23 protein-coding genes are annotated in these 24,649 nt (G+C 63.1%); 19 read left to right on the top strand and 4 right to left on the bottom strand.

Annotated features, from left to right (window positions below):
* Positions 1-701 precede the first annotated feature (701 nt).
* The 19 genes from U5A57_RS17410 (at position 702) to U5A57_RS17320 (ending at position 20,904) form a co-directional block, all read left to right on the top strand.
* Entirely contained in the window at positions 702-872 is a 171-nt protein-coding gene (locus U5A57_RS17410; RefSeq protein WP_321912840.1) for a Flp family type IVb pilin, read from the top strand.
* A gap of 156 nt (positions 873-1,028) precedes the next feature.
* Positions 1,029-1,199, top strand: coding sequence for a Flp family type IVb pilin (locus U5A57_RS17405; RefSeq protein WP_321912838.1), 171 nt, complete (start codon positions 1,029-1,031; stop codon positions 1,197-1,199).
* Positions 1,200-1,273: 74 nt separating this feature from the next.
* The gene (locus U5A57_RS17400; protein ID WP_321912836.1) at positions 1,274-1,444 is read left to right on the top strand and encodes a Flp family type IVb pilin; all 171 of its coding nucleotides are present in this window, start codon (positions 1,274-1,276) and stop codon (positions 1,442-1,444) included.
* Positions 1,445-1,516: 72 nt separating this feature from the next.
* The gene (locus U5A57_RS17395; protein ID WP_321912999.1) at positions 1,517-2,059 is read left to right on the top strand and encodes a prepilin peptidase; all 543 of its coding nucleotides are present in this window, start codon (positions 1,517-1,519) and stop codon (positions 2,057-2,059) included.
* An 83-nt stretch (positions 2,060-2,142) separates the two neighbouring features.
* Positions 2,143-2,979: a Flp pilus assembly protein CpaB gene (gene cpaB, locus U5A57_RS17390; protein ID WP_321912835.1), complete on the top strand. Its 837-nt coding sequence runs from the start codon at positions 2,143-2,145 to the stop codon at positions 2,977-2,979.
* Between the two features lie 105 nt (positions 2,980-3,084).
* A complete protein-coding gene (locus U5A57_RS17385; RefSeq protein ID WP_415774636.1) occupies positions 3,085-4,944 on the top strand; it encodes a pilus assembly protein N-terminal domain-containing protein in 1,860 nt (619 codons plus the stop codon).
* 21 nt (positions 4,945-4,965) lie between these two features.
* The gene (locus U5A57_RS17380; RefSeq protein WP_321912833.1) at positions 4,966-5,265 is read left to right on the top strand and encodes a hypothetical protein; all 300 of its coding nucleotides are present in this window, start codon (positions 4,966-4,968) and stop codon (positions 5,263-5,265) included.
* Positions 5,266-5,313: 48 nt separating this feature from the next.
* Positions 5,314-6,522 carry an AAA family ATPase gene (locus U5A57_RS17375; protein ID WP_321912831.1) on the top strand — a complete coding sequence of 403 codons (1,209 nt, stop codon included), beginning with the start codon at positions 5,314-5,316 and terminating at the stop codon, positions 6,520-6,522.
* A gap of 12 nt (positions 6,523-6,534) precedes the next feature.
* Positions 6,535-7,926 carry a CpaF family protein gene (locus U5A57_RS17370; protein ID WP_321912829.1) on the top strand — a complete coding sequence of 464 codons (1,392 nt, stop codon included), beginning with the start codon at positions 6,535-6,537 and terminating at the stop codon, positions 7,924-7,926.
* A gap of 31 nt (positions 7,927-7,957) precedes the next feature.
* Complete coding sequence (locus U5A57_RS17365; RefSeq protein WP_321912827.1) at positions 7,958-8,935, top strand: type II secretion system F family protein; 978 nt, start codon at positions 7,958-7,960, stop codon at positions 8,933-8,935.
* A 45-nt stretch (positions 8,936-8,980) separates the two neighbouring features.
* Complete coding sequence (locus U5A57_RS17360) at positions 8,981-9,949, top strand: type II secretion system F family protein (RefSeq protein ID WP_321912825.1); 969 nt, start codon at positions 8,981-8,983, stop codon at positions 9,947-9,949.
* A gap of 183 nt (positions 9,950-10,132) precedes the next feature.
* Positions 10,133-10,510, top strand: a complete 378-nt coding sequence (locus tag U5A57_RS17355; RefSeq protein ID WP_321912823.1) for a TadE family protein — start codon at positions 10,133-10,135, stop codon at positions 10,508-10,510.
* A 47-nt stretch (positions 10,511-10,557) separates the two neighbouring features.
* A complete protein-coding gene (locus tag U5A57_RS17350; protein ID WP_321912821.1) occupies positions 10,558-11,640 on the top strand; it encodes a pilus assembly protein TadG-related protein in 1,083 nt (360 codons plus the stop codon).
* 197 nt (positions 11,641-11,837) lie between these two features.
* A complete protein-coding gene (waaC, locus tag U5A57_RS17345) occupies positions 11,838-12,839 on the top strand; it encodes a lipopolysaccharide heptosyltransferase I (RefSeq protein WP_321912817.1) in 1,002 nt (333 codons plus the stop codon).
* Between the two features lie 527 nt (positions 12,840-13,366).
* Positions 13,367-14,773, top strand: coding sequence for an RNA-guided endonuclease IscB (gene iscB / locus U5A57_RS17340; RefSeq protein WP_321912816.1), 1,407 nt, complete (start codon positions 13,367-13,369; stop codon positions 14,771-14,773).
* The gene (locus U5A57_RS17335; protein ID WP_321912997.1) at positions 14,773-15,657 is read left to right on the top strand and encodes a Kdo hydroxylase family protein; all 885 of its coding nucleotides are present in this window, start codon (positions 14,773-14,775) and stop codon (positions 15,655-15,657) included. Before iscB ends, U5A57_RS17335 begins: the two co-directional genes overlap by 1 nt.
* A 109-nt stretch (positions 15,658-15,766) precedes the next feature.
* Positions 15,767-17,074, top strand: coding sequence for a lipid IV(A) 3-deoxy-D-manno-octulosonic acid transferase (gene waaA / locus U5A57_RS17330; protein ID WP_321912815.1), 1,308 nt, complete (start codon positions 15,767-15,769; stop codon positions 17,072-17,074).
* A gap of 66 nt (positions 17,075-17,140) precedes the next feature.
* Complete coding sequence (locus U5A57_RS17325; protein ID WP_321912814.1) at positions 17,141-18,184, top strand: glycosyltransferase family protein; 1,044 nt, start codon at positions 17,141-17,143, stop codon at positions 18,182-18,184.
* Positions 18,185-18,900: 716 nt separating this feature from the next.
* On the top strand, positions 18,901-20,904 hold the full coding sequence (locus tag U5A57_RS17320) for an acyltransferase family protein (protein WP_321912813.1): 2,004 nt from the start codon (positions 18,901-18,903) through the stop codon (positions 20,902-20,904).
* Between the two features lie 26 nt (positions 20,905-20,930).
* On the opposite strand, the gene ureG is transcribed toward U5A57_RS17320, so the two are convergent.
* Genes ureG through ureC form a run of 4 tightly spaced genes read right to left on the bottom strand, consistent with a single transcriptional unit; the run spans position 20,931 to position 24,624 of the window.
* On the bottom strand, positions 20,931-21,572 hold the full coding sequence (gene ureG / locus U5A57_RS17315) for an urease accessory protein UreG (protein ID WP_321912811.1): 642 nt from the start codon (positions 21,570-21,572) through the stop codon (positions 20,931-20,933).
* Positions 21,573-21,586: 14 nt separating this feature from the next.
* Positions 21,587-22,267 (bottom strand): urease accessory protein UreF, encoded by a 681-nt coding sequence (locus U5A57_RS17310; protein ID WP_321912996.1) that lies wholly within the window; start codon positions 22,265-22,267, stop codon positions 21,587-21,589.
* A complete protein-coding gene (gene ureE, locus U5A57_RS17305; RefSeq protein WP_321912809.1) occupies positions 22,254-22,907 on the bottom strand; it encodes an urease accessory protein UreE in 654 nt (217 codons plus the stop codon). Before ureE ends, U5A57_RS17310 begins: the two co-directional genes overlap by 14 nt.
* 10 nt (positions 22,908-22,917) lie before the next feature.
* A complete protein-coding gene (gene ureC, locus U5A57_RS17300; protein ID WP_321912807.1) occupies positions 22,918-24,624 on the bottom strand; it encodes an urease subunit alpha in 1,707 nt (568 codons plus the stop codon).
* Between the last annotated feature and the right edge of the window lie 25 nt (positions 24,625-24,649).

Below are 24,649 nucleotides of genomic sequence, written 5' to 3'. Positions count from 1 at the left end.
CGTTCCCCGTACGCACAGGAGCTGCGATGCGTGGCAGTCCCTGTGTGTTGCTCCGATTATTGTGAGGCGAGCGTGTCGGGAGCAATGGCGAGTGAGTCCGCGGCGTTCGCAAACGAACACTCTTGTGCTCGAGTCCAGCCTCGGTGAAACACTTCTGAAGTAAATGCGCGTAGAAGAGCGCTGAATACGTTGTTCGTATTGAGTAACTACTAAATTTTCGCAGCGGTGTGCGTCGCCGGTTTTGGTATAAGCACATCCTTAACGATCGTCATCAAGGCGAAAAATGTAGTTGACATATCAACTGTAAATGAGAATTCATCTCATGCGATAAAGGTGGAAGCGTTTCCATATGTCAGGAAAAGAGTCGTAAATAAAGCCATAAAGTGAAAAGCGAGTACGACATCGAGAAAGTGATGACGTTCGAAGATGATCGGAAAGTAGTGGATAAAGCATGTTTACAGCCGATGCTTCATCGTCGAATTACGCGGGATGGGCCACATGTGGCGTGTCAATTTTGCCGATTTCGTGTAGTCCGCTGTAGGAAATTATTGCGGATGTGACCAACCGTACGTAGTTATCGATTCGTGGCGCGTAGAACTGCGTCCTGTGACTGCTGCACTGACCCAGTGACGTAGTCCACGCACCCTCAAAACCACATGGAACGGGGGTTAACCATGTACACATCCATCTGGAGATCAAAAATGCAAAAGATCATCGCTCAGGCAAAGGGCTTCGCTCGTGACGAAAACGGCATCACGGCGCTCGAGTACGGAATGCTCGCTGGTTTGATCACGGTGCTGATCATCGCAAGCGTGGCATCGATCGGGTCGACGCTGAAAAACGTGTTTTCCGACGTTGCTAACGCGATCTGACCGTTGCGTGGGCGAGTGGGTCTGCAACACGAGCCACACTCGCCCGCTGATAGTCAGTCTTGCCAAATTTATGGGTTGGAAGAGGTGGGGCTGAAACCAGACTCAGACTTCACCCGGATCGGGGCCAACCAGAATCCTTTGTAACTGGAGACCAAAATGCAAAAGTTCATCGCTCAAGCAAAGACCTTCGCACGTGACGAAAACGGCATCACGGCACTCGAATACGGGATGCTCGCCGGTCTGATCACGGTGCTGATCATCGCAAGCGTGGCATCGATCGGCTCGACGCTGAAGAACGTCTTCTCCGACGTCGCTAACGCGATCTGACCGCTATGCGGGCGAGTGCATAGGCAACGCAAACCGCATTCGCCCCATACCTCACTTCTCACTGGAGACCAGACATGCAAAAGATCATCGCTCAGGCCAGGCACTTCGTTCGTGACGAAAACGGCATAACAGCGCTCGAGTACGGGATGCTCGCGGCCCTGATCACGGTGCTGATCATGGCCAGCATCGCTTCAATCGGATCGACGCTTCAAAACGTCTTTTCCGACATCGTCAATACGCTCTAACCCGAGCGCTGGCGAGCGAGGTTGGTCATGGCAAAGCAGGTCTAACCCGGGAGCGCACAAATGGAATTCACGATGCTTTCTGTCTCCTTGCCGCCGCAGCCGGTTCCGCTGTGTGTGATCGCGTTGGCGATTCTTGCGGCCAGCACGGACATCGTTAGCCGCCGGATTCCGAACCTGCTGATCGTGGTCGGTCTTGTCTCGGCGCTCGCGGTGCAGATCGCGCTGCGCGGAGTCGTTCCGGGCTGCGCGATCTGGCTGGGTGGCGCGGCGACCGGATTCGCGCTTCTGCTGCCGTTCTATGTGCTTCGCGGCATGGCGGCCGGCGACGTCAAGTTGCTGATGATGCTGGGTGCGTGGCTCGGAGCGGCGGCGACCGTCGATATCGCAGTGAACACTTTCATCATCGGCGGGGTGTGGTCGTTAGGGATTGCCCTGATGCGGGGACAACTGGGCCGCCTGACGGGAAATGTTGCAGCGTTGCTTGCGGGAGCGGGACGCGCCGCGCGCATGGCGGGCGTATCGCCAGGTACGGTACGCGAATCGGTCGGATCGATTCCGTATGGTGTCGCGATCGCCGGGGGAACCGTTGCAGCGCTATTCACGATGGTGAGCTAAAGCGCTGGCCGGTGCCCGCGGGACAAGGGCCGAATTGTCGGTTCGTTGGTTACTAATGTTATGGAATGCTTACGGGGGATGTCATGAAAAACAGCCGCGCGTTTGTCATGCTCGCGATTGCTCTGCTGGCCGGACTGGCCGCAGTGGTGTTCGCTTCCAAATGGTTGCTTCAAACGTCGTCGGGGGCCACGGTGCCGGTTGCCGTCGCATCGGACGACATCAATCTCGGTCAGCCGATCAATGAAACGATGATCCGAACGGTCAGCTGGCCAAAGGACAGTCTCCCGCCTGGAACCTTCGCACTACCGAAGGATCTCGACGGGCGGGTGGTGCGCGCAAGCCTCACGCGCGGTGAGCCGGTGCTCGAGTCGAAGCTCGCGCCCGTGGGCACGAAAGGCGGACTATCGGCGGTGATTGGCGACGGACATCGCGCGATCACGGTCCGCGTGAACGACGTCGTTGGCGTCGCGGGCTTCGCGTTGCCGGGCAACTACGTCGACGTAATCGTCAACACGCAGGAGCCGGAGAAAAAAGCCGATACGCAGCAGCAGAGCATCTCGAAGATCGTGCTCGAAAAAATTCTGGTGCTGGCGGTTGCGCAGCAGGTCAATCGCGACGATACCGCACCCAAGGTTGTGAACGCGGTGACCCTGGAGGTGACGCCCGAGCAGGCGGAGAAGCTCGATCTGGCGCGCAGCGTGGGCACGCTCTCGCTCGTCCTGCGCAACCAGGTGGACGACAACAAGCTCATGACCGACGGCGCGACCAAACAGACTTTGCTGGGTGGCCCGCTGCCGCCGCCCGTGCCGCTGCCGGAACCGGCACACCCGGTGCGTGTGAAGTACGCCGAGCGTGCGCCAGTCAAGCGTAACTGTATCGGCGTGCTTTCGGGCGTGACCGGCAGTCAGGAGTGTTTCTGAAAGCAAGCAGGACGGCTGCCTGAATCCGGCGATGACCATCCGGGTAGAGGGCGAGTGAGCGGTAAAGCCGCCATTAAAACGCAGGTAAGTACGGGGTATAACGATATGGATACCAAAGTAAACGTGGGGTCCACGGGGGCCCGCAACGGCGTTCGTCCGTGGCGTGTCGCAACGCTTGCCTGGGTTTGCGCCGGGTTGATGACTTCGACTCCGGGCTGGGCACAGCAGTCGAACGGCAACGCAGGGCAGGAGAAGCCGGCCGCAAGCGCTGCGGTTCCCATGGGCAAGGGTCCCATGCAGATGACCATCAGCATGGGGCCGCAGCAAGGCAGCAGCGCGCCGCCCAAAGCCGTGGCCGGACCGCTGCGCGGACCGAACTGCGTCGGGGCCATTCGCAACGAAAGCAACGTAGTCGTGCCACTTGGCAAGTCGACGCTCGTACCGATCGACGAACCCGTGCGCAACCGCACGCTCGGCAATCCGGAGGTCGCCCAGGCGACCATGGTGTCGCCGCAAACCCTCTACATCGTAGGCCAGGCGGTCGGGACGACCAACATGATCGTCCAGGGCAAGAGCGGCGCATGTCAGGTGATCGATGTGATCGTGAGCGCCGACTCCGGCGGCCTTCAGGCGGCACTTGCGCAACTGATGCCGCAAGAGCGTGACATCCGCGTTTCGACGGCGGCCGACAACATCGTGCTCGCCGGCCATGTATCGAGCGCGCAGGCCGCCCAGCAGGCCGCGGAAATCGCCCAGGTGTTCGGCGTGAGCGGTCAGAGCAACAACGGCGCGCACACGGGCGGCGTGATCAACATGTTGAGCGTCGACTCGCCGCAGCAGGTCATGCTCGAAGTGAAGGTCGCCGAAGTCGACAAGACGCTGATCGACCAGCTCGGCTCAGCCGTCAATATCCAGGGCGGCTTCGGCTCCTGGACGGGGGCGCTGGTGAGCAATCTGCTCGCGGGCGTGTCGAGCGCATTCGGCTTCTCGAAGGCGAACAACAATCCGCTCAAGTTCGCCATCGACGCGCAGAAAACCGACAACCTCGTGAAGATCCTGGCCGAGCCTAACCTCGTCACCATCAGCGGTCAGGAAGCCACCTTCCTCGCCGGCGGCAAAATCTTCATCCCTGTGCCGCAAAGCGGTGGCGGCACGTCCGCCACGGCGATCACGCTGCAGGAAGAGGAGTTCGGCGTGGGGCTCAAGTTCACGCCTACGGTGCTCAACGGCGGGCGCATCAACCTGAAGGTGGCGCCGGAGGTCTCGGAACTGTCGCCCACGGGCGTCACGCTCAGCGCGTCGAACGTCAGCGGCGTGAGCATCCTGCCGCTCATCACGACGCGGCGCGCTTCCACCACGGTCCAGATGCACGATGGCGAGTCGTTCGCGATCGGTGGGCTCATCAGCAACAACATTACCGGCTCACTGAAGGCCGTGCCGGGCCTCGGTGAGGTGCCGGTACTGGGCGCGTTGCTCAGGAGCACGTCGTTCCAGCAGGACCGCTCGGAGCTGATCTTCATCGTCACGCCGCACCTCGTGAAGCCGGTGGCGGATATCGCGCAACTCCAGATGCCCACGGACAGCTTCTCGCCAGTCCACGAAGCCGACGTGTACGCAACGGGCAACATGGAAGGCCGCGCCCAGCGCAACCAGGGTCGTTTTGCGCCGCCCGCGCCCGCTGGCACGCAGGCCGCACCGGGTGAGCCCGCACCTGGCTCGACGCCGCCGGTCCCGGCCGCACCGCAAACGCCGGCTGCGCTGCCCGCGCCGCAGGTCTCTTCCAGACGCGAGGAATCGCCGCTGCCGGCAGCGCCGCCTGCTGAAGCGCTGGCGCAATCCGTACCCACGCAGCAGGTCGCTGCACAGGCCCTCGTGCCTTCGCCAGGCGACGACAGCGCGGCACGTGCGCAGCGAATCGAGCGCGAGGCGGCACGCATCGCCTCGAACGAAACTACCGCTCATTGACCAGGCGATCAGGAGGCCAAAATGAAACTCGAAAACTTTGCATTTGTTCGCCGGTTCCTGCTGATCGCGCCGCTCGGCGCAGCGCTCGGCGGCTGCATGACCAGCACGCCGATCTGGGACGCGCACTTCGGGCAAGCCGTGCGCCACTCGATGCAGGCGCAAATCATCGACCCGGACGCGGGCCAGCACGCATCGCAGCCGGGTGTGGACGGCAAGTCGGCGGCATCGGCGATGGACAACTACGACAAGTCGTTCCAGCATCCGACGGCATCTGCGAACCCCTACACGATAGGCGTGAGCGGTGGCGGCGGTAGCCAGTAAGCGGTGTGCATCGGCCAGAGAACGGAACAACAGCGGGGACATACGATCATGATCGACATACTCATTACCTCGACGGACGCGGAGCGGCTTGCGCAGATCATGCGCACGATCGCGGGATGCGGCCCGTACCGCACGACGCGTAGCGTAGGCACACCGTTCGATCTCGTCGAGCGCGGCGACACGCTCGACGCCTTCGATGTCCTGATTGTCGACGCGCGAGGGCTGCAGGAGGCACAGTTGCCTTCCGTGAGCGAGCTGTGCCGTCGTTGCGAACGGCTCACGTGCATTCTGCTGACGCCCGATGCGTCGCCAGACGAACTCATCGCGGCAATGCGCGCGGGCTTTCGCGACGTCGTCACTGGGCAGCCTGACGGCCGCACGATAGGCGAGGCGCTGCAGCGCGCAATCGGCCAGCGTGCGCACGGGAGCGCGCGTACGTCGCGCATCGTCTCGTTCATGTCGTGCAAGGGCGGCGTGGGAACGAGCTTCATCGCGGCGAACGTCGCGCATATCGTCTCCCAGTCGCACGACCGCCGCGTGCTGCTGATCGACCTGAACCAGCTCTACGCGGACGCGGCGTTTCTCGTGACCGCGGAGACGCCGCCCTCGACGCTGCCGCAGTTGTGCGCCGAAGTCGACCGCATGGACGTGGCGCTTTTTGAAGCGAGTGTGATGCACGCCGCCGGGAACTTCGACATCCTGGCGGGCGCGGGCGATCCGATCAAGGCGGGCGAGATGCGCCAGGACAGGCTCGAATGGGTGCTCGGCGTTGCCGCGCCCCGTTACGACTGCGTGATCCTCGATCTCGGTCAGACGATCAATCCGCTTTCCATGCTCGCGCTCGATCGCAGTGACGAGATCCACATCGTCTTGCAGGCGAGCATGCCGCATCTTCAGGCGGGACGCCGGCTACAGGAGATATTGCAGTCGCTCGGTTACGGGCCGGAGCGCATGCGACTGCTTCTGAACCGGCAGACGCGTCACGGCGAGCGCGTGCGCGAGGCCGCCGACGCCGTGCTCGCCATGAAGCCGTTCCTCGTCATTCCCGACGATACGCGCGCCGTTGCCGAAGCGGTCAATCAGGGGGTGCCGATTGCCGTGGCAGCGCCCGGCAGCGCCGTGACGCGCAGCCTGCGTACGCTGGCGTCCAGCGTTGCGCTCCCGAACGCGACAGGCGCGAGCACGCGAGGCAAGGGCGAATCCCTGTTCGCGCGCATGCTCGGCCGCCAGGCGCCAGCCAAACTCGGTTTGATGTAAAGGAGAAAGGTCATGTCCCTTCGCGAGCAGATCTTTGCACAGCGCCTCGAGCCGACGATCGTCGAGCGCACCGATACGGGCGGCGCGGCCGCCCTGGCCTCCGCGCCGCCGTCCCGGGCGAAGACCGAGGCGTACCAGAAGCTGAAGTACGACACGCATCATGCGGTGCTCGAACGCGTGGAACTCGAGCGTCTCTCACGCATGCCCCAGGAGCAGATCCGTAGCGAAATCAACGCGCTCGTGGGCCGCATCCTCGAAGAGCAGAAGGCGCTTGCGAACGACCTCGAGCGCAAGCAGCTGGCCGTCGACGTGTACGACGAGATGTTCGGCTTCGGTCCGCTCGAGCCGTTGCTGCGCGACCCCACTGTCTCGGACATTCTCGTGAACACGTGGTGCCAGACTTACGTGGAGCGCCGCGGCAAGCTCGAACTCACCGATGTCAACTTCTACGACGACGCCCATCTCATGAAGGTGATCGAGAAGATCGTCTCGCGGGTGGGGCGGCGTATCGATGAATCGAGCCCGATGGTGGACGCGCGCCTGCCCGATGGCTCGCGCGTGAACGCCATCATCCCGCCTTCGGCTGTCGACGGGCCGCTCGTGTCGATCCGGCGCTTTGCGGTCAAGCCGCTGCTGGTCTCGGATCTGATCGAGCTGCAAACGCTCACGCCGCCCATGGCCCAGGTGCTCGAGGGCCTCGCGCGCGCCAAGGTCAACATTCTCGTTTCGGGCGGCACCGGCAGCGGCAAGACGACCATGCTCAACGTGCTCTCGGGCTTCATTCCGAACGACGAACGCATCGTGACGATCGAGGACGCGGCCGAACTTCAACTGCGCCAGGATCACGTGCTGCGCCTGGAGACGCGTCCGCCGAACATCGAAGGCAAAGGCGAGATCACTCAGCGCGCGCTCGTTCGCAACGCGCTGCGTATGCGCCCGGACCGCATCATTCTCGGCGAAGTGCGCGGCGCGGAAGCGCTCGACATGCTCAACGCGATGAACACCGGCCACGAAGGCTCGCTCGCGACGATCCACGCCAACACGCCGCGCGATGCGCTCACACGCCTCGAAAACATGATCAGCCTCGGCGGCCTCGCGTTGCCGCCGCGCACGATGCGCCATCAGATCTCGTCTGCGATCTCGGTGGTCGTGCAGGCCGCACGCCTGACCGATGGCCGCCGCAAGATCGTGAGCATTTCGGAGCTGACCGGCATGGAAGGCGACATCATCAACATGCAGGAAATCTTTACGTTCAAGCGCACCGGCATGGATTCGAACGGCAACGTGCGTGGCCATTTTTGTGCGACCGGTGTGCGGCCGAAATTCTGCGAGCGGTTCGCGGCGTTTGGCGTGAACCTGCCGGAGCAGATTTTCGATCCGGGCCGGCGCTACGACACGGTCTGATATTCACGACGTTCATCCGGGGGAGCATGGCATGAGTACAACCTTCATTCTGGCAATCCTGCTGCTCTTCGTAGCCGTGGTGCTTGCCAGCCAGGGCGCGTGGGAATGGTGGAACAGCCGGCACGGCGCCGTTGCGCGCCGCCTCGAGTCGCGCATCGAGGCCGTGGCGACGGGCGGACTGGGGCGCAAGGAGGCGATGTCGATCCTCAAGGCGCGCAAGCTCGACGGGTCGAAGTTGGTCGATCGCATGCTGCTGCTCACGCCGGGCATTCGCTCGTTCGAGGCGTGGGTGCAGCAGTCGGGCATCAGCTGGACGGCTTCGCGCGTTATCGCAATGTGCGCGCTCATGCCGGTTCTCGCGACCGTAGCGGCGATGTTCATCCATGTACCGCTCGTCATGCTGGCGTCGGGTGCGGCGGTCTCTACGCTGCTGCCGTTGATGTACGTGCGTTATCGGCGCACGAAGCGGATGCAGCGCTTCCAGAAGCAGTTGCCGGATGCCTGCGACATGCTGGCGCGCGCATTGCGCTCTGGGCATGCGCTCACGGGTGCGATCGACCTCGTCGGCACCGAGTTCGCCGACCCGATGGGCGCCGAGTTTCGCACCACGTTCGACGAGATCAACTATGGCGTGTCGCTCAACGAGGCATTGACGGCGCTCGCGCAGCGCATGCCGGTGGGGGATCTGCGTTACCTCGTCATCGCCGTGCTGATCCAGCGCGAGACGGGCGGCAACCTGGCCGAGCTGCTGGACGGCATTGCGAGCCTCGTGCGGGAGCGCTTCAAACTGTTCGACAAGGTGCGCGTGCTTTCCGCGGAAGGGGTCCTCTCGGCGCGGGTGCTGGGTTTGCTGCCGGTGGTCACGGGCGGCGCCATTTCCTTCGTGAATCCTGACTTTCTAGAAGTGCTATGGCAGGACCCGGCGGGCGTGATGATGCTCGAAGCCGGCACCGCGCTGCTGCTGGCCGGCATGTTCTGGGGGCGGCGCATCGTACGCATACGCGTCTGAAGACGCCGCGTTTCGCGCCATCCACAAAATTCGAAGGGGGGAGTCATGTTAGCGATCGATTCGACGCGGTTGTTGTTGCTGATCTGTCTGTTTGCCTGCGTATTCGGCCTGTCTCTGGCCGGCATGTATGTCCTTGCACCGAGGACCATGCGGCGGCGCATTGAACAAGTGGGCGGCGCTCGCGGCTCACCTGTTCCTGGTATGCAGCCGGATGCCACCAACGAGGCCTGGTACGAAAAGCTCGTGCAGATTTCCGAGCCGCTTTCCCGGCTCTCGACGCCCAAGGAGGGCTGGGAAGTTTCGGCGCTGCGCGTACGCCTGATGAACGCGGGCTGGCGCTCGCCGGGTGCCGTGGCGATCTTTTTCGGCACTCGCACCGTGTTGGCACTGTTGTTGCCCACGCTTGCGGCCATGTGGATGATTAGCGGCGGCGGGGCGGCGAGTTCGGTTACGCGCTTTGCAGTCGTTCTCGTGTCGCTTGTGGTGTTCGGCTACTACTTGCCGGGGCTTGCGCTCGCGCGCTTCGTCGCGCAACGCAAGCGCGCGATCTTCGAGGACTTCCCCGACGCCATCGATCTGCTGACGGTCTGCGTCGAAGCGGGCCTCGGTCTCGATGCCGCATTGATGCGCGTAGCGGAGGAGATCAGGTTGCGCAGCGCAGTGGTCGCCGACGAACTGGACCTCACGCTTCTGGAGATGCGCTCGGGCTATTCGAAGGAAAAGGCGTTGCGCAACCTCGCCATGCGCACGGGTGTGGAAGACGTCGACTCGTTCAGCACGATGCTCATCCAGGCCGAGCGTTTCGGCACGAGCATCGGGGATTCGTTGCGCGTGCTCTCGGATACGCTGCGCACGCGCCGGCGCATGCTTGCAGAGGAAAAGGCCGCAAAAATCGCGCTCAAGCTGCTGTTTCCGTTGATGTTCTGCATCTTTCCGGCGCTGATGGTGGTGCTGATGGGGCCGGCGATGCTGCATATCTATCGGACGATGCTGCCGACCATGAACGGCGGCTAGTAGTGGGCTGGAACGCGCGACATGAATAGAGCAAGCCCTGCAGGGGCGATTCAATCGGGGGATGTTATGAAAACTGCAAAGACCGGCGCGCCGTCACTTCCGTTAGGCCCGGGACGGGGAAATAGGGGCCCAGCGAGCCCGCGGCGCAGGCGCGGCAGGCGCGGCCAGCGCGGCGTGGCTGCAGTGGAATTTGCTCTCGTGCTGCCGGTGCTGCTGATCTTGCTGTTCGGCATCATCGAAATGGGCTTGTTCCTTTACGACAAGGCGGTGATTACCAATGCCAGCCGGGAAGGCGCCCGCGCCGGAGTCGTGCTGAAGAGCCCGAAGCCAACGGCCAGCGACGTCCAGACGGTCGTGACGAATTACACGTCGAGCTACCTGCTGACGTTCGGAACGCAGAATACGCCTACGGTCGTGACGACTGGCGCCGGCGGCAATTTCGGTCAACCGCTTTCGGTGACCGTCTCCTATACGTACAACGGATTGGCGCTCGGACGAATGGTGGCCCCCATCACGGGTGCACTTACGCTGTCCGCCACGACCGTCATGAACAACGAATAAAGGGGACAATCATGCGCACGGGGAGCAGACGGAAGCAGAAAGGGGCGGTGGCCATCACGGTTGCGGTGTTCATGGTCTTTCTGTTGGGAACCGCGGCGCTGGCCATCGACATCGGCAATCTGATGGTCGCTCGAAGCGAACTCCAGAATGCGGCTGATGCGGCCGCGCTGGCCGGTGCGGGTTGTCTGAAACCGCGCACCGAGTGCGGCAACAGCTCCGCTACCCAGCCCGATTTCACGACGGCGTCAGCGACAGCGTCGACGTTCTCGACGTCAAACGCGACCAACCGGGTCCAGGGCGCCTATGTGCAGGCGAGTACGGTGGCGACCGGATACTGGAACGCTACGGGAACGCCGTATGGCCTCGAGGCACTGCCGTTCACACCGGGAGCGAACGACCTGGCTGCCGTACAGGTGACCATCCGCAAAGACGGCTCGAACGCGAACGGCTCGGTCACGGGCTTTCTGAGCAGCGTGTTCGGCGTCAGTGTCCTCAAAGCCAGTGCGGTGGCGACGGCCGTGCTGTCCTCGCCCGGCAACGTGGGACCTGGCGGGCTCTTTCCCATGGCGATGTCGCAGTGCCTGTACAACAACTACTGGAATTCGTCGACCAATTCGCCGATGCTCTCGCCCACCAGCGGCACCGTGTCCGGCTTCTCGACGCCTCAGGTTGCGGGACAGCCGTACATTTTTCAGATCGGATCCAGCTATCAATACGGAACCTGTCAATCCGGCCAGTGGACGACGTTTAACGTCAACGACAACAGTGCCAGCTATGCCAGTAGCCTGTTGACAAATGGCAACAGCACGACGTTCTCTGTGGGTGGGTCGCCGGGAACGTGGATTCAGACCGGCGAGAAAAACTCGATCTTCAAGGACACGGCCGCTTGTAGCGCTGCGGGCAATGGGCAATGCGCGTGGGCGACGGTGGTTGTCGTGAACGATCCGCAGACGAGCGGTTTTCAGCCGGTTCTGGCATTTGCCTGTCTGCACATTCTCGATGCGAGCAACGGCTCTACGCCCTACGTGCTGGCACAGATGTCCAACGACATGAGCCATTGCGAGACAGCGAATTCGGGAGGGGTTGGGCCAAGTTACGGGGCGTACACGCCACCAAGACTGGTCCAGTAAGAAAGGTTTGCCGCCGCAGAGCGCAAGCGGCGCGCCGCTTGCGCCTCGATACCGGTTTCCGCGGCGGCGACTTTTATGGGCCCCGAGGCCTTTGGGGGGAGTGGCGCACATGCCCGCGCTTTCTCCCCCCTTTTTCGCTTATCTTCGCCCGGCGCGCTAAAATTGCGGACCTTTTTCATTCGTCCGCACAAATTGCCTTGAGCGTGCAAAAGATCCTCATCGTGCGCGTGTCGTCGCTTGGCGACGTCGTCCACAACATGCCCGTCATCGCCGATATCCGGCGGCGGTATCCCGACGCGCAGATCGACTGGCTCGTCGAAGAGAGCTTCCAGTCGCTCGTCGAGCTCGTGGAGGGCGTGCGCCGCGCGATTCCGTTCTCGCTGCGCCGCTGGCGCAAGAGGCTCTTCTCGAGCGCCAACTGGCGCGAGATCGGCGCTTTCCGGCGCGCACTCGCGGCCGAGAAGTACGACCTCGTGATCGACTGCCAGGGGCTCATCAAGACGGCCTGGGTCGCGAGCTGGGCGCGCGGGCCGCTAGTCGGCCTCGGCAACCGCACCGACGGCGCGGGCTACGAATGGCCCGTGCGTTTCTTCTACGACCGCTCGATCCGCATCGAGCCGCGCACCCACGTGGTCGAGCGCACGCGCCAACTGGTTGCGGGCGCGCTCGATCTCGCGCCGCCCTCGAGCACCGACGACATCGACTTCGGCCTCGACACCTACCGCGCCGCCCAGGCGCTCGCGGAAGTGGGGCTGAATCTGCCGGTGCCCTATGTGGTGTTCGTGCACGCCACGTCGCGTGCCGACAAGCAGTGGCCTGACCAGCACTGGATCGAGCTGGGACAGGCGCTCGTGCGGCGTGGTGCGTCGCTCGTGCTGCCCTGGGGCAGCGAGGCCGAGCGCGCCACCAGCGAGCGCCTCGCGCGCGAATTCGGCGAAGCGGCGATCGTGCCGCCCAAGCTCTCGCTGCCGGCCGTGGTCGGCCTGATCGACGGCGCGGCGGCCACGGTGGGCGTGGACACGGGTCTCGTGCATATCGCGGCCGCGCTGAAGCGCCCGACTGTCGAGTTGTACAATTTCGCGACCGCCTGGCGCACGGGCGGCTACTGGTCGCCGAACGTCGTCAATCTGGGTACGGCAGGCCAGCCGCCAACGCTCGCGCAGGTGAAGGGCGCGCTGGCGGGCTTCGGGTTGCTGTAGCAAGCCCGGCAGGCAAGTGCCGCGGGATCGCCGTGCGCGATAGCGTACCTGGGCAGGTATGTAAGGCCTGCAGGGCATGAGGGCGACGCGCGGGCTTGCCCGAGACGCTGCCAGGGCCGTGGCGAGACGTGAGCGACGCACTTACAAACGAGCCATGCCGCGTCGTGCAAAGGCAAGCCGGTTTATCGCTTCCAGGGGCGACCGTCAATCACCCCGGCCTCAAGGCCGAGGCTTGCGGACTAACACCTCGCATGTCTGAGATTGACCAGACCAAGCGCCGCAAGGCGCTACGTTGTGCAGGAGACAGCAGACCCACCGCCGGATGCTTCCTCAGTTCGGCGCTCTGGAAGTTGCAGCTGCAGACATGCCCCGGGTAGGCAGGAAACGGGCTGCGACGGGTGAGGCGACTCATCACCTGCTGTACAACATGGTCGAGGGGAGCGGGGCCGCAAGGCTCCCGTCACAAGGCCCGTAAGGGCACCCGTACCGGAGGGATTCCGGGGCAATTTCACCCGCCAGGAGCCGAGATGTCGGTTTTCGTGCTGGACAGGCGAGGCAGGTCATTGATGCCGTGTAGCGAGAAACGCGCGAGGCTTTTACTCGCACGCGGTCGCGCACGCGTGCATCGTGTTATGCCTTTCGTCATTCGGCTCGTTGATCGTCATGTCGAAACCAGTGCAAGCCAGCCCCTGCGTGTGAAGCTCGACCCAGGAAGCAGGACCACTGGAATGGCGCTGGTACGCGATATTCAAATCGTTGAGCTTGGTACACGTGAAAGTAAGCGCGGCGCTGTAGTGCTCAGTCTATTCGAGCTGGTGCATCGTGGGCGACAAATTAGCGAGGCGCTGACCGCGCGGCGGGCCATGCGTCGACGCCGGCGTGGCACCCTGCGTTACCGACCCTCGCGATTTTTGAACCGAACACGCCCGGCGGGCTGGCTGCCCCCCTCATTGCAGCATCGCGTTGACACGACAAGCGCGTGGGTTCGACGCATGCAACGCTGGGCTCCGGTGAGGACGATATCCAGCGAGCTCGCGCGCTTCGACATGCAGGCGCTCGATAACCCAGACATCGAAGGCATTGAATACCAGCAGGGGACACTCGCGGGCTACGAGGTGCGCGAATATTTGCTTGAGAAATGGCGCCGTCAGTGCGCTTACTGCGATGCCGTTGGCACGTCTCTGCAGATCGAGCACATCCACCCAAAGGCGCGGGGCGGCTCAAACCGCGTCAGTAATCTGACGCTTGCCTGCAAAGCATGTAACCGGGCCAAGGGCGCGTCGCCCATCGAGGTCTTTCTGGCGAAGGAGCCGAAGCGGCTTTCTCGCATCCTCGCACAGGCGAAGCGACCACTGAAAGATGCCGCAATCATGAATGCGACGCGCTGCGTGCTGACGGAAGCGCTAAAGGCGACCGGCTTGCCTGTCGAACTCGCTTCGGGCGGTCGAACGAAGTTCAACCGGACCATGCTCGGCGTGCCGAAGACGCACGCACTCGACGCAGCATGTGTCGGAAACGTCTCACTCGTTATCGCCTGGCAGAAGGCGACCGTACAGGTAAAGTGCACCGGGCGCGGCAGTTACCAGCGAACGCGCTTGGACCGATATGGTTTGCCGCGCGGCTACCTGACCCGCAAGAAGCAGCACTACGGTTTTCAGACGGGCGACATGGTGCGTGCCACCGTGCCTGGCGGAAAGAGAGCCGGCAGGTACTGTGGCCGCGTAGCGGTGCGGGCGTCGGGAAACTTCAATATTCAAGGGGCGGGCAGTGTAGTGCAAGGTATTTCGCACCGCTATTGCCGGCTTGTTCAGCGTAGCGACGGCTACGCATATTCAAGGATAGCCACTCCAGAAGGAGTCGCGGAAACAGGGGCTGCGTCGCGGTCCGCGCTATCCCTCCTCGCCGTGAATGGCGGGGTATCTCGCGCAATATGATGAACGAATCCCAGATCATCGAAATCACTTCCGCCGATTGGCACGGCCAGCAGCTCTCGCAACCGCGCGAGACGCTGCTCGACGCCGTCGAGCAGGGCAAGGTGCTGTATTTTCCGAACCTGGCCTTTGCGATCGAAGGCGGCGAGCGCGCGCTGCTCGACCCCGCGATCGCCGACCCCAAGCGCAAGAACATCAGCCTCGACCCCAACGGCGGCGCGCTGCATGGCGTGCTCGGCGACGCCGTCACGCAGTCGGCTGTGCGCGCGTTGATCGCGCGTTACCAGACGTGCGCCCGCACGCTGGTGGACGGCCTCTTTCCCGAATACACCGGCAAGCTGCGCGTGGCGCCCACGAGCCTGCGTCTGCATCAGGTCGAAACGCGTGAGACCTCGTGGCGCAAGGACGATTCGCGCCTGCACGTGGATGCGTTTCCTTCGCGCCCGAACTACGGCGAGCGCATCCTGCGCGTGTTCACCAACGTCAATCCGGACGGCGTGCCGCGCGTGTGGCGCGTGGGCGAGCCGTTCGAGGACATGGCCAAGCGCTTCCTGCCGAACATCAAGCCGCAGTTTCCGGGTTCGGCGTGGCTGCAGAACCTGCTGCACATCACGAAGTCGCCGCGCAGCGAATACGACCATCTGATGCTCAACCTCCACGACGGCATGAAGGCCGATCTCGGCTATCAGAAGGCGTGCCCGCAGGAGACCATCGGCTTTCCACCTGGCAGCGTGTGGGTGTGCTTCTCCGATCACACCTCGCATGCCGTGATGTCCGGTCAGTTCATGATGGAGCAGACCTTCTTCCTGCCGGTGAAGGACATGGTGCATCCCGAATGGGCGCCGCTCGGCATCCTCGAACGCCTCAAGGGCAAGGAACTGGTTTGAATCCACACGCGATGAACCTGCAGGTCGACGTGCCGACCAACGTGCCAACCGACGCCTCCAGCCGCGCGGCCGCGGCGTTTCGCATGACCCGGGCCGTCGCGGAGGCCCGATGCTAAGAGCGATTTATCGCGCGGCCTGGTGGCTCATTGCACCGCTCGCGGTGCTGCGGCTATTGATTCGCTCGCGCCGCGAGCGCGGCTATCGCGAGCATATCGGCGAGCGTTTCGGCTATTCGGCGGGGCGCTTGCCCGAAGACGACGCGCCGCTCATCTGGGTGCATGCCGTTTCCGTGGGCGAGACCCGCGCGGCGCAGCCGCTCGTCGACGCGCTGCTGGCGGCGCGCCCCGACGCGCGTGTCCTGCTTACGCACATGACGCCGGGCGGACGCGCCACCGGCGAGCAGCTTTTCGGTGATCGCGTGCTGCGCTGCTATCTGCCGTACGACATGCCGCACGCGGTGCGGCGCTTCCTGCGCGCATGGCGGCCGTCGCTTGGTCTCGTGATGGAAACCGAGGTCTGGCCCACGCTCATCGACGAATGCAAGCGCGCCGACGTGCCGCTCGTGCTCACCAATGCGCGCATGTCGGCACGCTCGTTCAAACGCGCGGCGAAGTTCGGCGCGGGCGCGCGCGAGGTGTTCGGCGGCTTTACGCGCGTGCTCGCGCAAAGCCCCGCGGACGCCGAGCGCCTCACCGCGCTCGGCGCACGCAATGTGGCGGTGCTCGGCAACCTCAAGTTCGACATGGCGAGCCCGCCGGCGCTGATCGCGCGCGGCCGCGAATGGCGGCGCGCGATAGGCGAGCGGCCGGTGTGGGTCGCGGCGAGCACGCGTGAAGGCGAAGAGGAACTCGTGCTGCAGGCTTTTGCTGCACTGAACGTACCGGACGCGCTGCTGATCCTCGTGCCGCGCCATCCGCAGCGTTTCGATGAAGTGGCGGCGCTCGTGGAGCGCAAGAACTTCAAGCTCGAGCGGCGCTCGCGCTGGGCGCCGGCCGCAGCGGCCGCGGCCTCGGCGCATGAGGGCGTGCGTGTGTTGCCGCAGGACGTGAGCGTGCTGCTCGGCGACTCGATGGGGGAGATGGGCGCGTACTACGCGGCCGCCGACTTCGCGTTTATCGGTGGCAGTCTCTTGCCGCTCGGCGGGCAGAACCTGATCGAAGCGTGCGCGGTGGGCGTGCCGGTGCTGATTGGACCACACGTGTTCAACTTCACGCAGGCCACCGCCGACGCCACCGCCGCGGGCGCGGCCCTGCAGGTTCAGGACCCGGCCGATCTCGCGCGCGCCTTGCGTGAACTCTTCAGCGACAAACCGCGCCGGGTCGCCATGGGCGCGGCTGCGGCCGCGTTCGCCTCGCGCCACCGTGGCGCAACGGCGCGCACGGTGGACGTTATCCAGGCGCTCGTCTCGGATGTTTGACTTCGTGCGCGGTAGCACATGGGCAAGCCGCTCAACGACAACATGGACGCTGCTGGACAAGGGCTTATGACGAAGACGATCTCGCGAATCCTCATCGCGCATCCCCGCTTTCCGCCGTTGGCTGACGACTACGTCGACGCTTTCGAGAGGGCAGGGGTGGAGGCAAAGGCCTTCATCATCGAGGATCAGGTCCACTGGGTATCACGCTACGTCTTTCGCAGAATCAACAAGCTCGCCCGTACGCTCCGCCTTGTCCCGAGGGGGACGGATCTGTTCCGCAAGCACCGACTGGGCGAGGCAAACCATCTGGCGACCCGGCTCGGCGAAGAAGTGGCCGACTATCAGCCCGATGCCGTGCTTTGCATTCATGGCAAACGCGCCGAAATTTTCCAGCTGCGGGAATCGAAAGCCGTGAAGGCAGGCTGGTGGGTCGAGCAGAACAACAATTGGTCTGACCTGGAAGCGGCCACGCGCGATTTCGACCTCTACTTTGCGTTCGCACCTGCTGTCGTCGACGCGATCCAGTCGCACGGGCGAGAAGCCCGCTACTTGCCGCACGGCGCAAACGTTCGTCAGCATTATCCGATTGCTGGCAGTGCCAGGGAAATCGACCTCGTATTTGTCGGAGCATGGAGTCCGTGGCGCGATCAGGTCATTGCGAGCGCGTTCGAGGTGACCCAGGACATCGCGCTATATGGGCATTCGTGGCTCAAGAAAAGCCGGCTGCCACGCGATATGCTGCGCCGCATCCACAAGGGCGACCTGATTCTCGGTGCGCCTCTGAACGCGCTTCACAACAAGGCGCGCGTGGTCCTCAACGCCGACCGGACGGTGCGGCTCGGCCTGAACATGCGGTATTTCGAAGTGCTTGCCAGCCGATCGTGCCTGCTGACGGATAACGCACTCGATCTTCATACGTACTTCACCGACAACGAGCATTTGTGCGTCTATCAGGATCTCGAGGACATGCAGCGCAAGCTGCGATGGCTTCTCGACAACGAGGACGAGCGCCTGCGAATCAGCGCGAACGGTTTCCGGGAAGTCACTCAGCACCACACCTGCGACCACCGGGTGCAGACGTTGCTCGCAGCGTTCAGCGCGTTGCGTTGACTGGTTGGGCGTTTGTTAAGACGCTCGCTGCCGTTTATTGCACGAAGCAGGGTACTCATTACCTGAGACGTCGTTCTTGAGGCGTCGTCAGGAATCGTAGGTGCCCCGCTCAATACGACTTCTTTCCTCCAGACTCGCTCGCGCGAACTTCGCGAGTGTGAGACGCGGCTGCGACCAAACCGACAACGATCGCAGTCGCGACGATTCACGTGCACCGTATCTGGTAGGAAAGCTAACTATTTCACCGTGATCGTTGAATGAGAGAGAGCATCGCAGTGCCAATGGCAAAGAGCGGGCGCCTGGGACGACTCCACAGAGGCCCCACCGATGCGAACTTCGGGCAGTAGCGCTAAATACGGGGCTTGACCGCGTAGACGATCGCTCCTGCCACCGGAAAAATCACCTTCATTTTCATCGCAGGGCGTTTGTCTGTTATCTGAAAGTTCGCTTTTTGAAAGAGTCAAACGTTCCTGCGTGAAGGGCAATTTACAGACGCGTGAAGGGTGACGTATGGGCGCATGAAAGGGTCGCGCCTTTGCGTTGCTTGATACGAAACGATGCGTACGCGTGCGCACATACGCTCAATCCTGAGCGCAGGTGTACTGGGTTCACGTGGTTGATTTGCGTTCGAGCCACGTGTGCGTAAGGAACGCGTTGCTCAATATCGGTGTCATTGGTGTTCGACTCGCCGATATGCAGTCATCGAAGGACAGCCCATGTCACCGACGACTACCCCGCAAGTGCTGCCGGTTCCGTCCGCGACGGAGATCGTCGACAGATCGCCGGATCGAGCCGTGATCCGCAGCGCAGCGGCGCATGAATATCGTCCCCACGTCGACGGATTGCGAGCGATCGCAGTGATAGGAGTGATTCTCTTTCATGCGTTTCCAAGCCGAATGGCAGGCGGTTTTATCGGGGTTGATATTTTCTTCGTCATATCCGGATATCTCATTACCACCATCATCCTGTCCAATCTCGAGCGAGAAAAATTTAGCATTGCAGAGTTTTACGGGAAACGAGTTCGGCGAATTTTCCCGGCACTGCTTGTTGTGTTGCTCTTCTGTGCGTCTGCGGGTTGGCTTGTGCTCTTGCGTGACGAATACCGGCAACTCGGGAAACACCTTGTCGGTGGGACGTCCTTCGTCCAGAACTTTGTCTTGTGGGGCGAGAGCGGTTACTTCGATAGCGGCCACGAGGCAAAACCGTTGTTGCACCTCTGGAGTCTTGCGGTCGAAGAGCAATACTACATATTCTGGCCCCTGCTTTTGAGTTACGCATGGACGCATCGCTGGCGATTCACGGTCGTGAATGGCGTGATCATTGCAATGTCCTTTGGCATTAGCGTATGGCTTGCCTCGCGGGATCCGGTTGCTGCCTTCTACTCACCGCTTTCCCGCTTCTGGGAACTCATGGTCGGGGGCTCGCTTGCCTATATCGCTTTGCGTCGCCCGGAACTGATCGCCCGGCACGGCAACGTGCTCTGTGCGCTCGGAGCGGGTCTCTTGCTGTCGGGCTTCCTGCTGATCAATCACGAGCGCCCGTTCCCGGGATTGTGGGCATTGCTGCCGACGATGGGCACTTTCCTCGTCATTGCAGCGGGCTCAGGCGCGTGGATCAATCGCACGCTGCTATCGAGCCGACCCTTCGTGACTTGCGGTCTGATTAGCTACCCGCTTTATTTGTGGCATTGGCCATTGTTGTCGTTTGCGCATCTGGTCTGGCCGGATAATGGCCACCTCACGAAGATTGCGGTGGTGTTGGTTTCAGTCTTGCTGGCCTGGCTCACGCACCGTTATGTCGAGAGGACAATTCGCTGGCATCGCTCTGCGAATCGAATGGCGCTTCTCTTGTCCCTCGGCCTCGCGCTGATGCTGGCTAGCGGCGTGGCGATCAAGAACGCGCTCATCCAACCCCGCATCGACGCTGTCAACCTTGCAACGCGCACGGGTTGGGACTTCCTCGCGTCGCGGACACCCGATGGACAGGTTCGAGACGGCATCTATGCGTTGCACGACGACCGAAAGTCCACAACGCTTTTTCTCGGCGATTCGCATGTCGCTCAGTATGCCGAGCGAATCTACGACGATGAAGCGCGCAACGCTACGCGAAACGGCGCCGTCTTTGCCGTTGCTGCCGCTTGCCCGCCCATTGCGCATGTCTTCAATCACGATTTACCGGCGGATTCAGAATGCTGGTCGGTCCGGCGCGAGGCGCTGGAGCAGGCCGCGAATAGCCGGATTACGACGGTTGTGATCGGCGGGTATTGGAGTTACTACTTCAACACTGCGGCTTACTACGTGGCGAGCGGCCGGAGGGAAGTGAGTCTGGCTACGCCCGAAGGAAGGGCGGCAGCATTCGCCGAGCTTGATCGGGAAATCAGGGAGTTGCAGGCGCAGCACAAGCGGGTCTACGTGTTGCTCGACAATCCGATAGGTGACCCGTTTGACCCACATGTATTCCTGGCGAGAATCGGGCGTTTCGACCCAGGCCAGGCTGAGCAACGGGTAAAAATAGACGGTCTGCAACAGAGCGTTCGCAAGGAACTGATCGCGCTCGCCAAGCGCGATCACGCCTTGATCATCGACCCCGACGCAGACCTGTGTGTGGATGAGGCGTGCATCCGCGTGACGGGAAAATGGTCGGCACTCTATGAGGACAGGTCACACCTGAACCCGGACTGGATCGTAAAGAACGCCGCCTACATCGACCCGTCGATCTGAGAGACCGGCGGTGTTGCGTTAGCGTTTTATGCGACCAGGAGGCCGTGCTTTTCAATAAACGCGATCACCTGATCGAGTCCGTCGAGCGCCTTCAGGTTGCACATCACGAAGGGCCGCTCGCCGCGCATTTTCTTCGCGTCGGAGGCCATGATGTCGAGATTTGCGCCCACGAGCGGCGCGAGGTCGGTCTTGTTGATGACGAGCAGGTCCGACTTCGTGATGCCGGGGCCGCCCTTGCGCGGGATCTTTTCGCCGCCCGCCACGTCGATCACGTAGATCGTGAGGTCAGAAAGCTCGGGGCTGAAGGTCGCCGCGAGATTGTCGCCGCCCGATTCGATGAAGACGATGTCCGCATCGGGAAAGCGCGTGAGCATCTGGTCGACGGCTTCGAGGTTGATCGACGCGTCTTCGCGGATCGCCGTGTGCGGGCAGCCGCCGGTTTCCACGCCCATGATGCGCTCGGCGGGTAGCGCGCCCGCAACGGTCAGGAGGCGCTGGTCTTCCTTCGTGTAGATGTCGTTCGTAATGGCGACGAGGTCGTAGCGCTCGCGCATGGCCTTGCAGAGCATTTCGAGCAAGGTCGTCTTGCCGGAGCCGACGGGGCCGCCCACGCCGACGCGTAGCGGCGGCAGTTTCTTCGTTCGTTTGCTGGGTGCGTGCGAATTCATGGTTGGTATCAGGTTCAGGAGCGGAAAAGCCGCGAGTATTGCGATTCATGGCGCGCGGAGAGCACGCCGAGTTGCGGCGCAAACGTGTTGAGCGCCTCGGGCGGCGTGGCGAGCGCGCGCGCCACGGCTTTTTCGATTTCGGGCCGCAGCGCGACGATAATGCGCTGCCCCGCAAGCTGGCCGAGCGGCACCGCCTTGAGGGCGGCGGCCGTTTGATTTTCGATCCAGCTGAACGCGTAGGCGGCGAGCGCGGCGTCGGGCGCGGCCTCGTGCGCCCACGCTGCGAATGCGAAGGCTGTGGGTTGCGCAATGGGCGTCATCCGCTCCAGCGTGGCGCGCCGCTCTGCATCGCCCCATTCGAGCTGTGCGCAGAGCTGACGCAGCGACCAGCCCATCTGCGCGGTTTCGCGCCGCAGTTCCGCCGACTCGCGGCTCGCGACGAATTCGTCGTTCGCCACGATGAGCGCGTGCGCGTCATGCGTGCGCCAGCGTTCCATCTGGTGCGCCAAAAAGGGCAGCTCGCCGCAAGCGAGCACGTTCGCGAGGCCACCCGCTATCCAATGCGCGGCGTCGTCGCCGTCCTTCACGAGTTGCGCATCGATTGCGGCTTCGAGGCCCTGCGAGTAGCTGAACGCGCCAATGGGCAGTGCCGGCGAAGCCAGATGCAGCAGGGCAGTGAGTTCAGCGATGTTCATGGCTGTGGTCGTGCGCGTGGCCGTCGCAATGACCGTGATCGTGTCCGCATTCGTGGTCGTGCGCGTGATCATCGCCATGAGCGTGATGGTGCGCGTGACCCTGCGAATGGTCGTGAGAATGCGCGTGTCCGTGATGTTCGTCGTACACGCGTTGCGCAAGTGCGTAGTCGTCGGCGAAGGTTTCGTCGTGGCCGTGGCGGTGGCCGCCGCCGTACGCGCCCGATTCGGGCTGGAACGGCAATTGCACGCGCTCGACTTGCGCGCCGAGGCGCTTGAGCATGTCTTCGAGCACGGGGTCCGCTTCGAGCTTGAGTTCCTCCGCGCCGACTTCCACCGGGGTATGACGATTGCCGAGGTGATACGCAGCGCGCGTGAGCGTGAGGCGATCGGGCGCGCGTACACGCAGCACGCTCTCGGCCGCCGCGATCACGCGTACGAGGCCGCCGTCGTCGGCCACGAGCATGTCGCCGTCGCGCAGCACGGTGCCGCGCGGCATGACCACGCCCACTTCCTCGCCGGTGTCGAGCGTGGCCGCGAAGCGGCTCTTGCAGCGCGCGTCATAAGGCAGCGTGAGCGTGGGCGCGCGCTGCCTGAGCACCGGCGCGAGCTTCGCGTTGAGTCGTTTGTCGATCGTGCGCATGGCTAAAACTTTAGAACAGGAAGTAACGCTGTGCCATCGGCAGCACCGTGGCGGGCTCGCAGGTGAGCAACTGGCCGTCGGCGACGACCTGGTACGTTTCGGGATCGACGCTGATCGTGGGCTGCCAGGCATTGTGAATCATGTCGGCCTTCGTCACGCTGCGGCAGTTGCGGACCGCCACCACGCGCTTTTGCAGACCATAGCGCTCGGGAATGCGCTTGTCGAGCGAGAGCTGCGATACGAAGGTGAGCGACGTTTGCGCGAGCGCCCGCCCGCGCGTGGCGAACATCTCGCGGTAATGCACGGGCTGCGGCGTGGGAATCGAGGCGTTCGGGTCGCCCATCTGCGCGAGCGCGATCATGCCGCCCTTGAGGATGAGCGAAGGCTTGATGCCGAAGAACGCCGGCTCCCAGAACACGAGGTCGGCCCATTTGCCTGGCTCGAGGGACCCTACTTCATGCGCAATGCCATGCGTGAGCGCAGGGTTGATCGTGTACTTCGCCACGTAGCGCTTCACGCGGAAGTTGTCGTGGCGCGCGTTATCACCGGGCAGCGCGCCGCGCTGCACCTTCATCTTGTGCGCGGTCTGCCACGTACGAATGATGACCTCGCCCACGCGGCCCATTGCCTGGGAATCCGAAGAGAGCATCGACAGTGCGCCGAGATCGTGCAGGATGTCCTCGGCGGCGATGGTCTCGCGGCGGATGCGCGACTCGGCGAACGCAATGTCTTCAGCAATGGACGGGTCGAGGTGATGGCACACCATCAGCATGTCGAGATGCTCGTCGAGCGTGTTGATCGTGTACGGGCGCGTGGGGTTCGTCGAGGAGGGCAGGACGTTCGCTTCGCCGCACACCTTGATGATGTCGGGTGCGTGGCCGCCGCCCGCGCCTTCGGTGTGGTACGTGTGGATCGTGCGGCCCTTGAAGGCGGCCACGGTCGCTTCCACGAAGCCCGACTCGTTGAGCGTGTCGGTGTGAATGGCCACCTGCGTGTCCGTTGCATCCGCAACGGAGAGGCAATTGTCGATGGCGGCGGGCGTCGAGCCCCAGTCCTCGTGCAGCTTGAGGCCAATCGCGCCCGCGGCGATCTGCTCTTCGGCGGGCTTCGGCAGGCTCACGTTGCCCTTGCCGAGAAAGCCGAGGTTGATCGGCCAGCCGTCCGCGGCCTGGAGCATGCGCTCCATATGCCACGGGCCCGGCGTGCAGGTGGTCGCGTTGGTGCCCGTGGCGGGGCCGGTGCCGCCGCCCAGCATGGTCGTCACGCCCGAGGCGAGCGCTTCGTCGATCTGCTGCGGGCTGATGAAGTGAATATGCGTGTCGATGCCGCCCGCGGTGACGATCTGGCCTTCACCGGCGATCACTTCGGTCGAAGCGCCGATGGGAATCGTCACGCCCGGCTGCACGTCGGGGTTGCCCGCCTTGCCGATCTTCCAGATGCGGCCGTCCTTGATGCCGATGTCGGCCTTCACGATGCCCCAGTGATCGATGATCACGGCGTTCGTGACGACGGTGTCCGCAACTTCCGCGTGCGTGCGCTGCGACTGTCCCATGCCGTCGCGGATCACCTTGCCGCCGCCGAACTTCACTTCGTCACCATAGACGGTGTAGTCGCGCTCGATCTCGATGATGAGTTCGGTATCGGCGAGGCGCACGCGGTCGCCGGTGGTGGGGCCGAACATCTCCGCGTAGGCGCGGCGGCCGATCTTCAATGTCATGTCGGATTCCTGATGAATTCGCCTG

This window comes from Paraburkholderia sp. J11-2 (assembly GCF_905220185.1).
Classification (GTDB): Bacteria; Pseudomonadota; Gammaproteobacteria; order Burkholderiales; family Burkholderiaceae; genus Paraburkholderia.
This window is presented reverse-complemented; position numbering and strand designations above follow the sequence as displayed.

What these genes read in the sequence shown, in the direction of transcription:
- U5A57_RS17410 (WP_321912840.1), top strand. Translation starts at nt 702, where the DNA reads ATGCAAAAGATCATCGCTCAGGCAAAGGGCTTCGCTCGTGACGAAAAC.
- U5A57_RS17405 (WP_321912838.1), top strand. Translation starts at nt 1,029, where the DNA reads ATGCAAAAGTTCATCGCTCAAGCAAAGACCTTCGCACGTGACGAAAAC.
- U5A57_RS17400 (WP_321912836.1), top strand. Translation starts at nt 1,274, where the DNA reads ATGCAAAAGATCATCGCTCAGGCCAGGCACTTCGTTCGTGACGAAAAC.
- U5A57_RS17395 (WP_321912999.1), top strand. Translation starts at nt 1,517, where the DNA reads ATGCTTTCTGTCTCCTTGCCGCCGCAGCCGGTTCCGCTGTGTGTGATC.
- cpaB (WP_321912835.1), top strand. Translation starts at nt 2,143, where the DNA reads ATGAAAAACAGCCGCGCGTTTGTCATGCTCGCGATTGCTCTGCTGGCC.
- U5A57_RS17385 (WP_415774636.1), top strand. Translation starts at nt 3,085, where the DNA reads ATGGATACCAAAGTAAACGTGGGGTCCACGGGGGCCCGCAACGGCGTT.
- U5A57_RS17380 (WP_321912833.1), top strand. Translation starts at nt 4,966, where the DNA reads ATGAAACTCGAAAACTTTGCATTTGTTCGCCGGTTCCTGCTGATCGCG.
- U5A57_RS17375 (WP_321912831.1), top strand. Translation starts at nt 5,314, where the DNA reads ATGATCGACATACTCATTACCTCGACGGACGCGGAGCGGCTTGCGCAG.
- U5A57_RS17370 (WP_321912829.1), top strand. Translation starts at nt 6,535, where the DNA reads ATGTCCCTTCGCGAGCAGATCTTTGCACAGCGCCTCGAGCCGACGATC.
- U5A57_RS17365 (WP_321912827.1), top strand. Translation starts at nt 7,958, where the DNA reads ATGAGTACAACCTTCATTCTGGCAATCCTGCTGCTCTTCGTAGCCGTG.
- U5A57_RS17360 (WP_321912825.1), top strand. Translation starts at nt 8,981, where the DNA reads ATGTTAGCGATCGATTCGACGCGGTTGTTGTTGCTGATCTGTCTGTTT.
- iscB (WP_321912816.1), top strand. Translation starts at nt 13,367, where the DNA reads ATGTCGGTTTTCGTGCTGGACAGGCGAGGCAGGTCATTGATGCCGTGT.
- U5A57_RS17335 (WP_321912997.1), top strand. Translation starts at nt 14,773, where the DNA reads ATGAACGAATCCCAGATCATCGAAATCACTTCCGCCGATTGGCACGGC.
- waaA (WP_321912815.1), top strand. Translation starts at nt 15,767, where the DNA reads ATGCTAAGAGCGATTTATCGCGCGGCCTGGTGGCTCATTGCACCGCTC.
- U5A57_RS17325 (WP_321912814.1), top strand. Translation starts at nt 17,141, where the DNA reads ATGACGAAGACGATCTCGCGAATCCTCATCGCGCATCCCCGCTTTCCG.
- U5A57_RS17320 (WP_321912813.1), top strand. Translation starts at nt 18,901, where the DNA reads ATGTCACCGACGACTACCCCGCAAGTGCTGCCGGTTCCGTCCGCGACG.
- ureG (WP_321912811.1), bottom strand. Translation starts at nt 21,572, where the DNA reads ATGAATTCGCACGCACCCAGCAAACGAACGAAGAAACTGCCGCCGCTA.
- U5A57_RS17310 (WP_321912996.1), bottom strand. Translation starts at nt 22,267, where the DNA reads ATGAACATCGCTGAACTCACTGCCCTGCTGCATCTGGCTTCGCCGGCA.
- ureE (WP_321912809.1), bottom strand. Translation starts at nt 22,907, where the DNA reads ATGCGCACGATCGACAAACGACTCAACGCGAAGCTCGCGCCGGTGCTC.
- ureC (WP_321912807.1), bottom strand. Translation starts at nt 24,624, where the DNA reads ATGACATTGAAGATCGGCCGCCGCGCCTACGCGGAGATGTTCGGCCCC.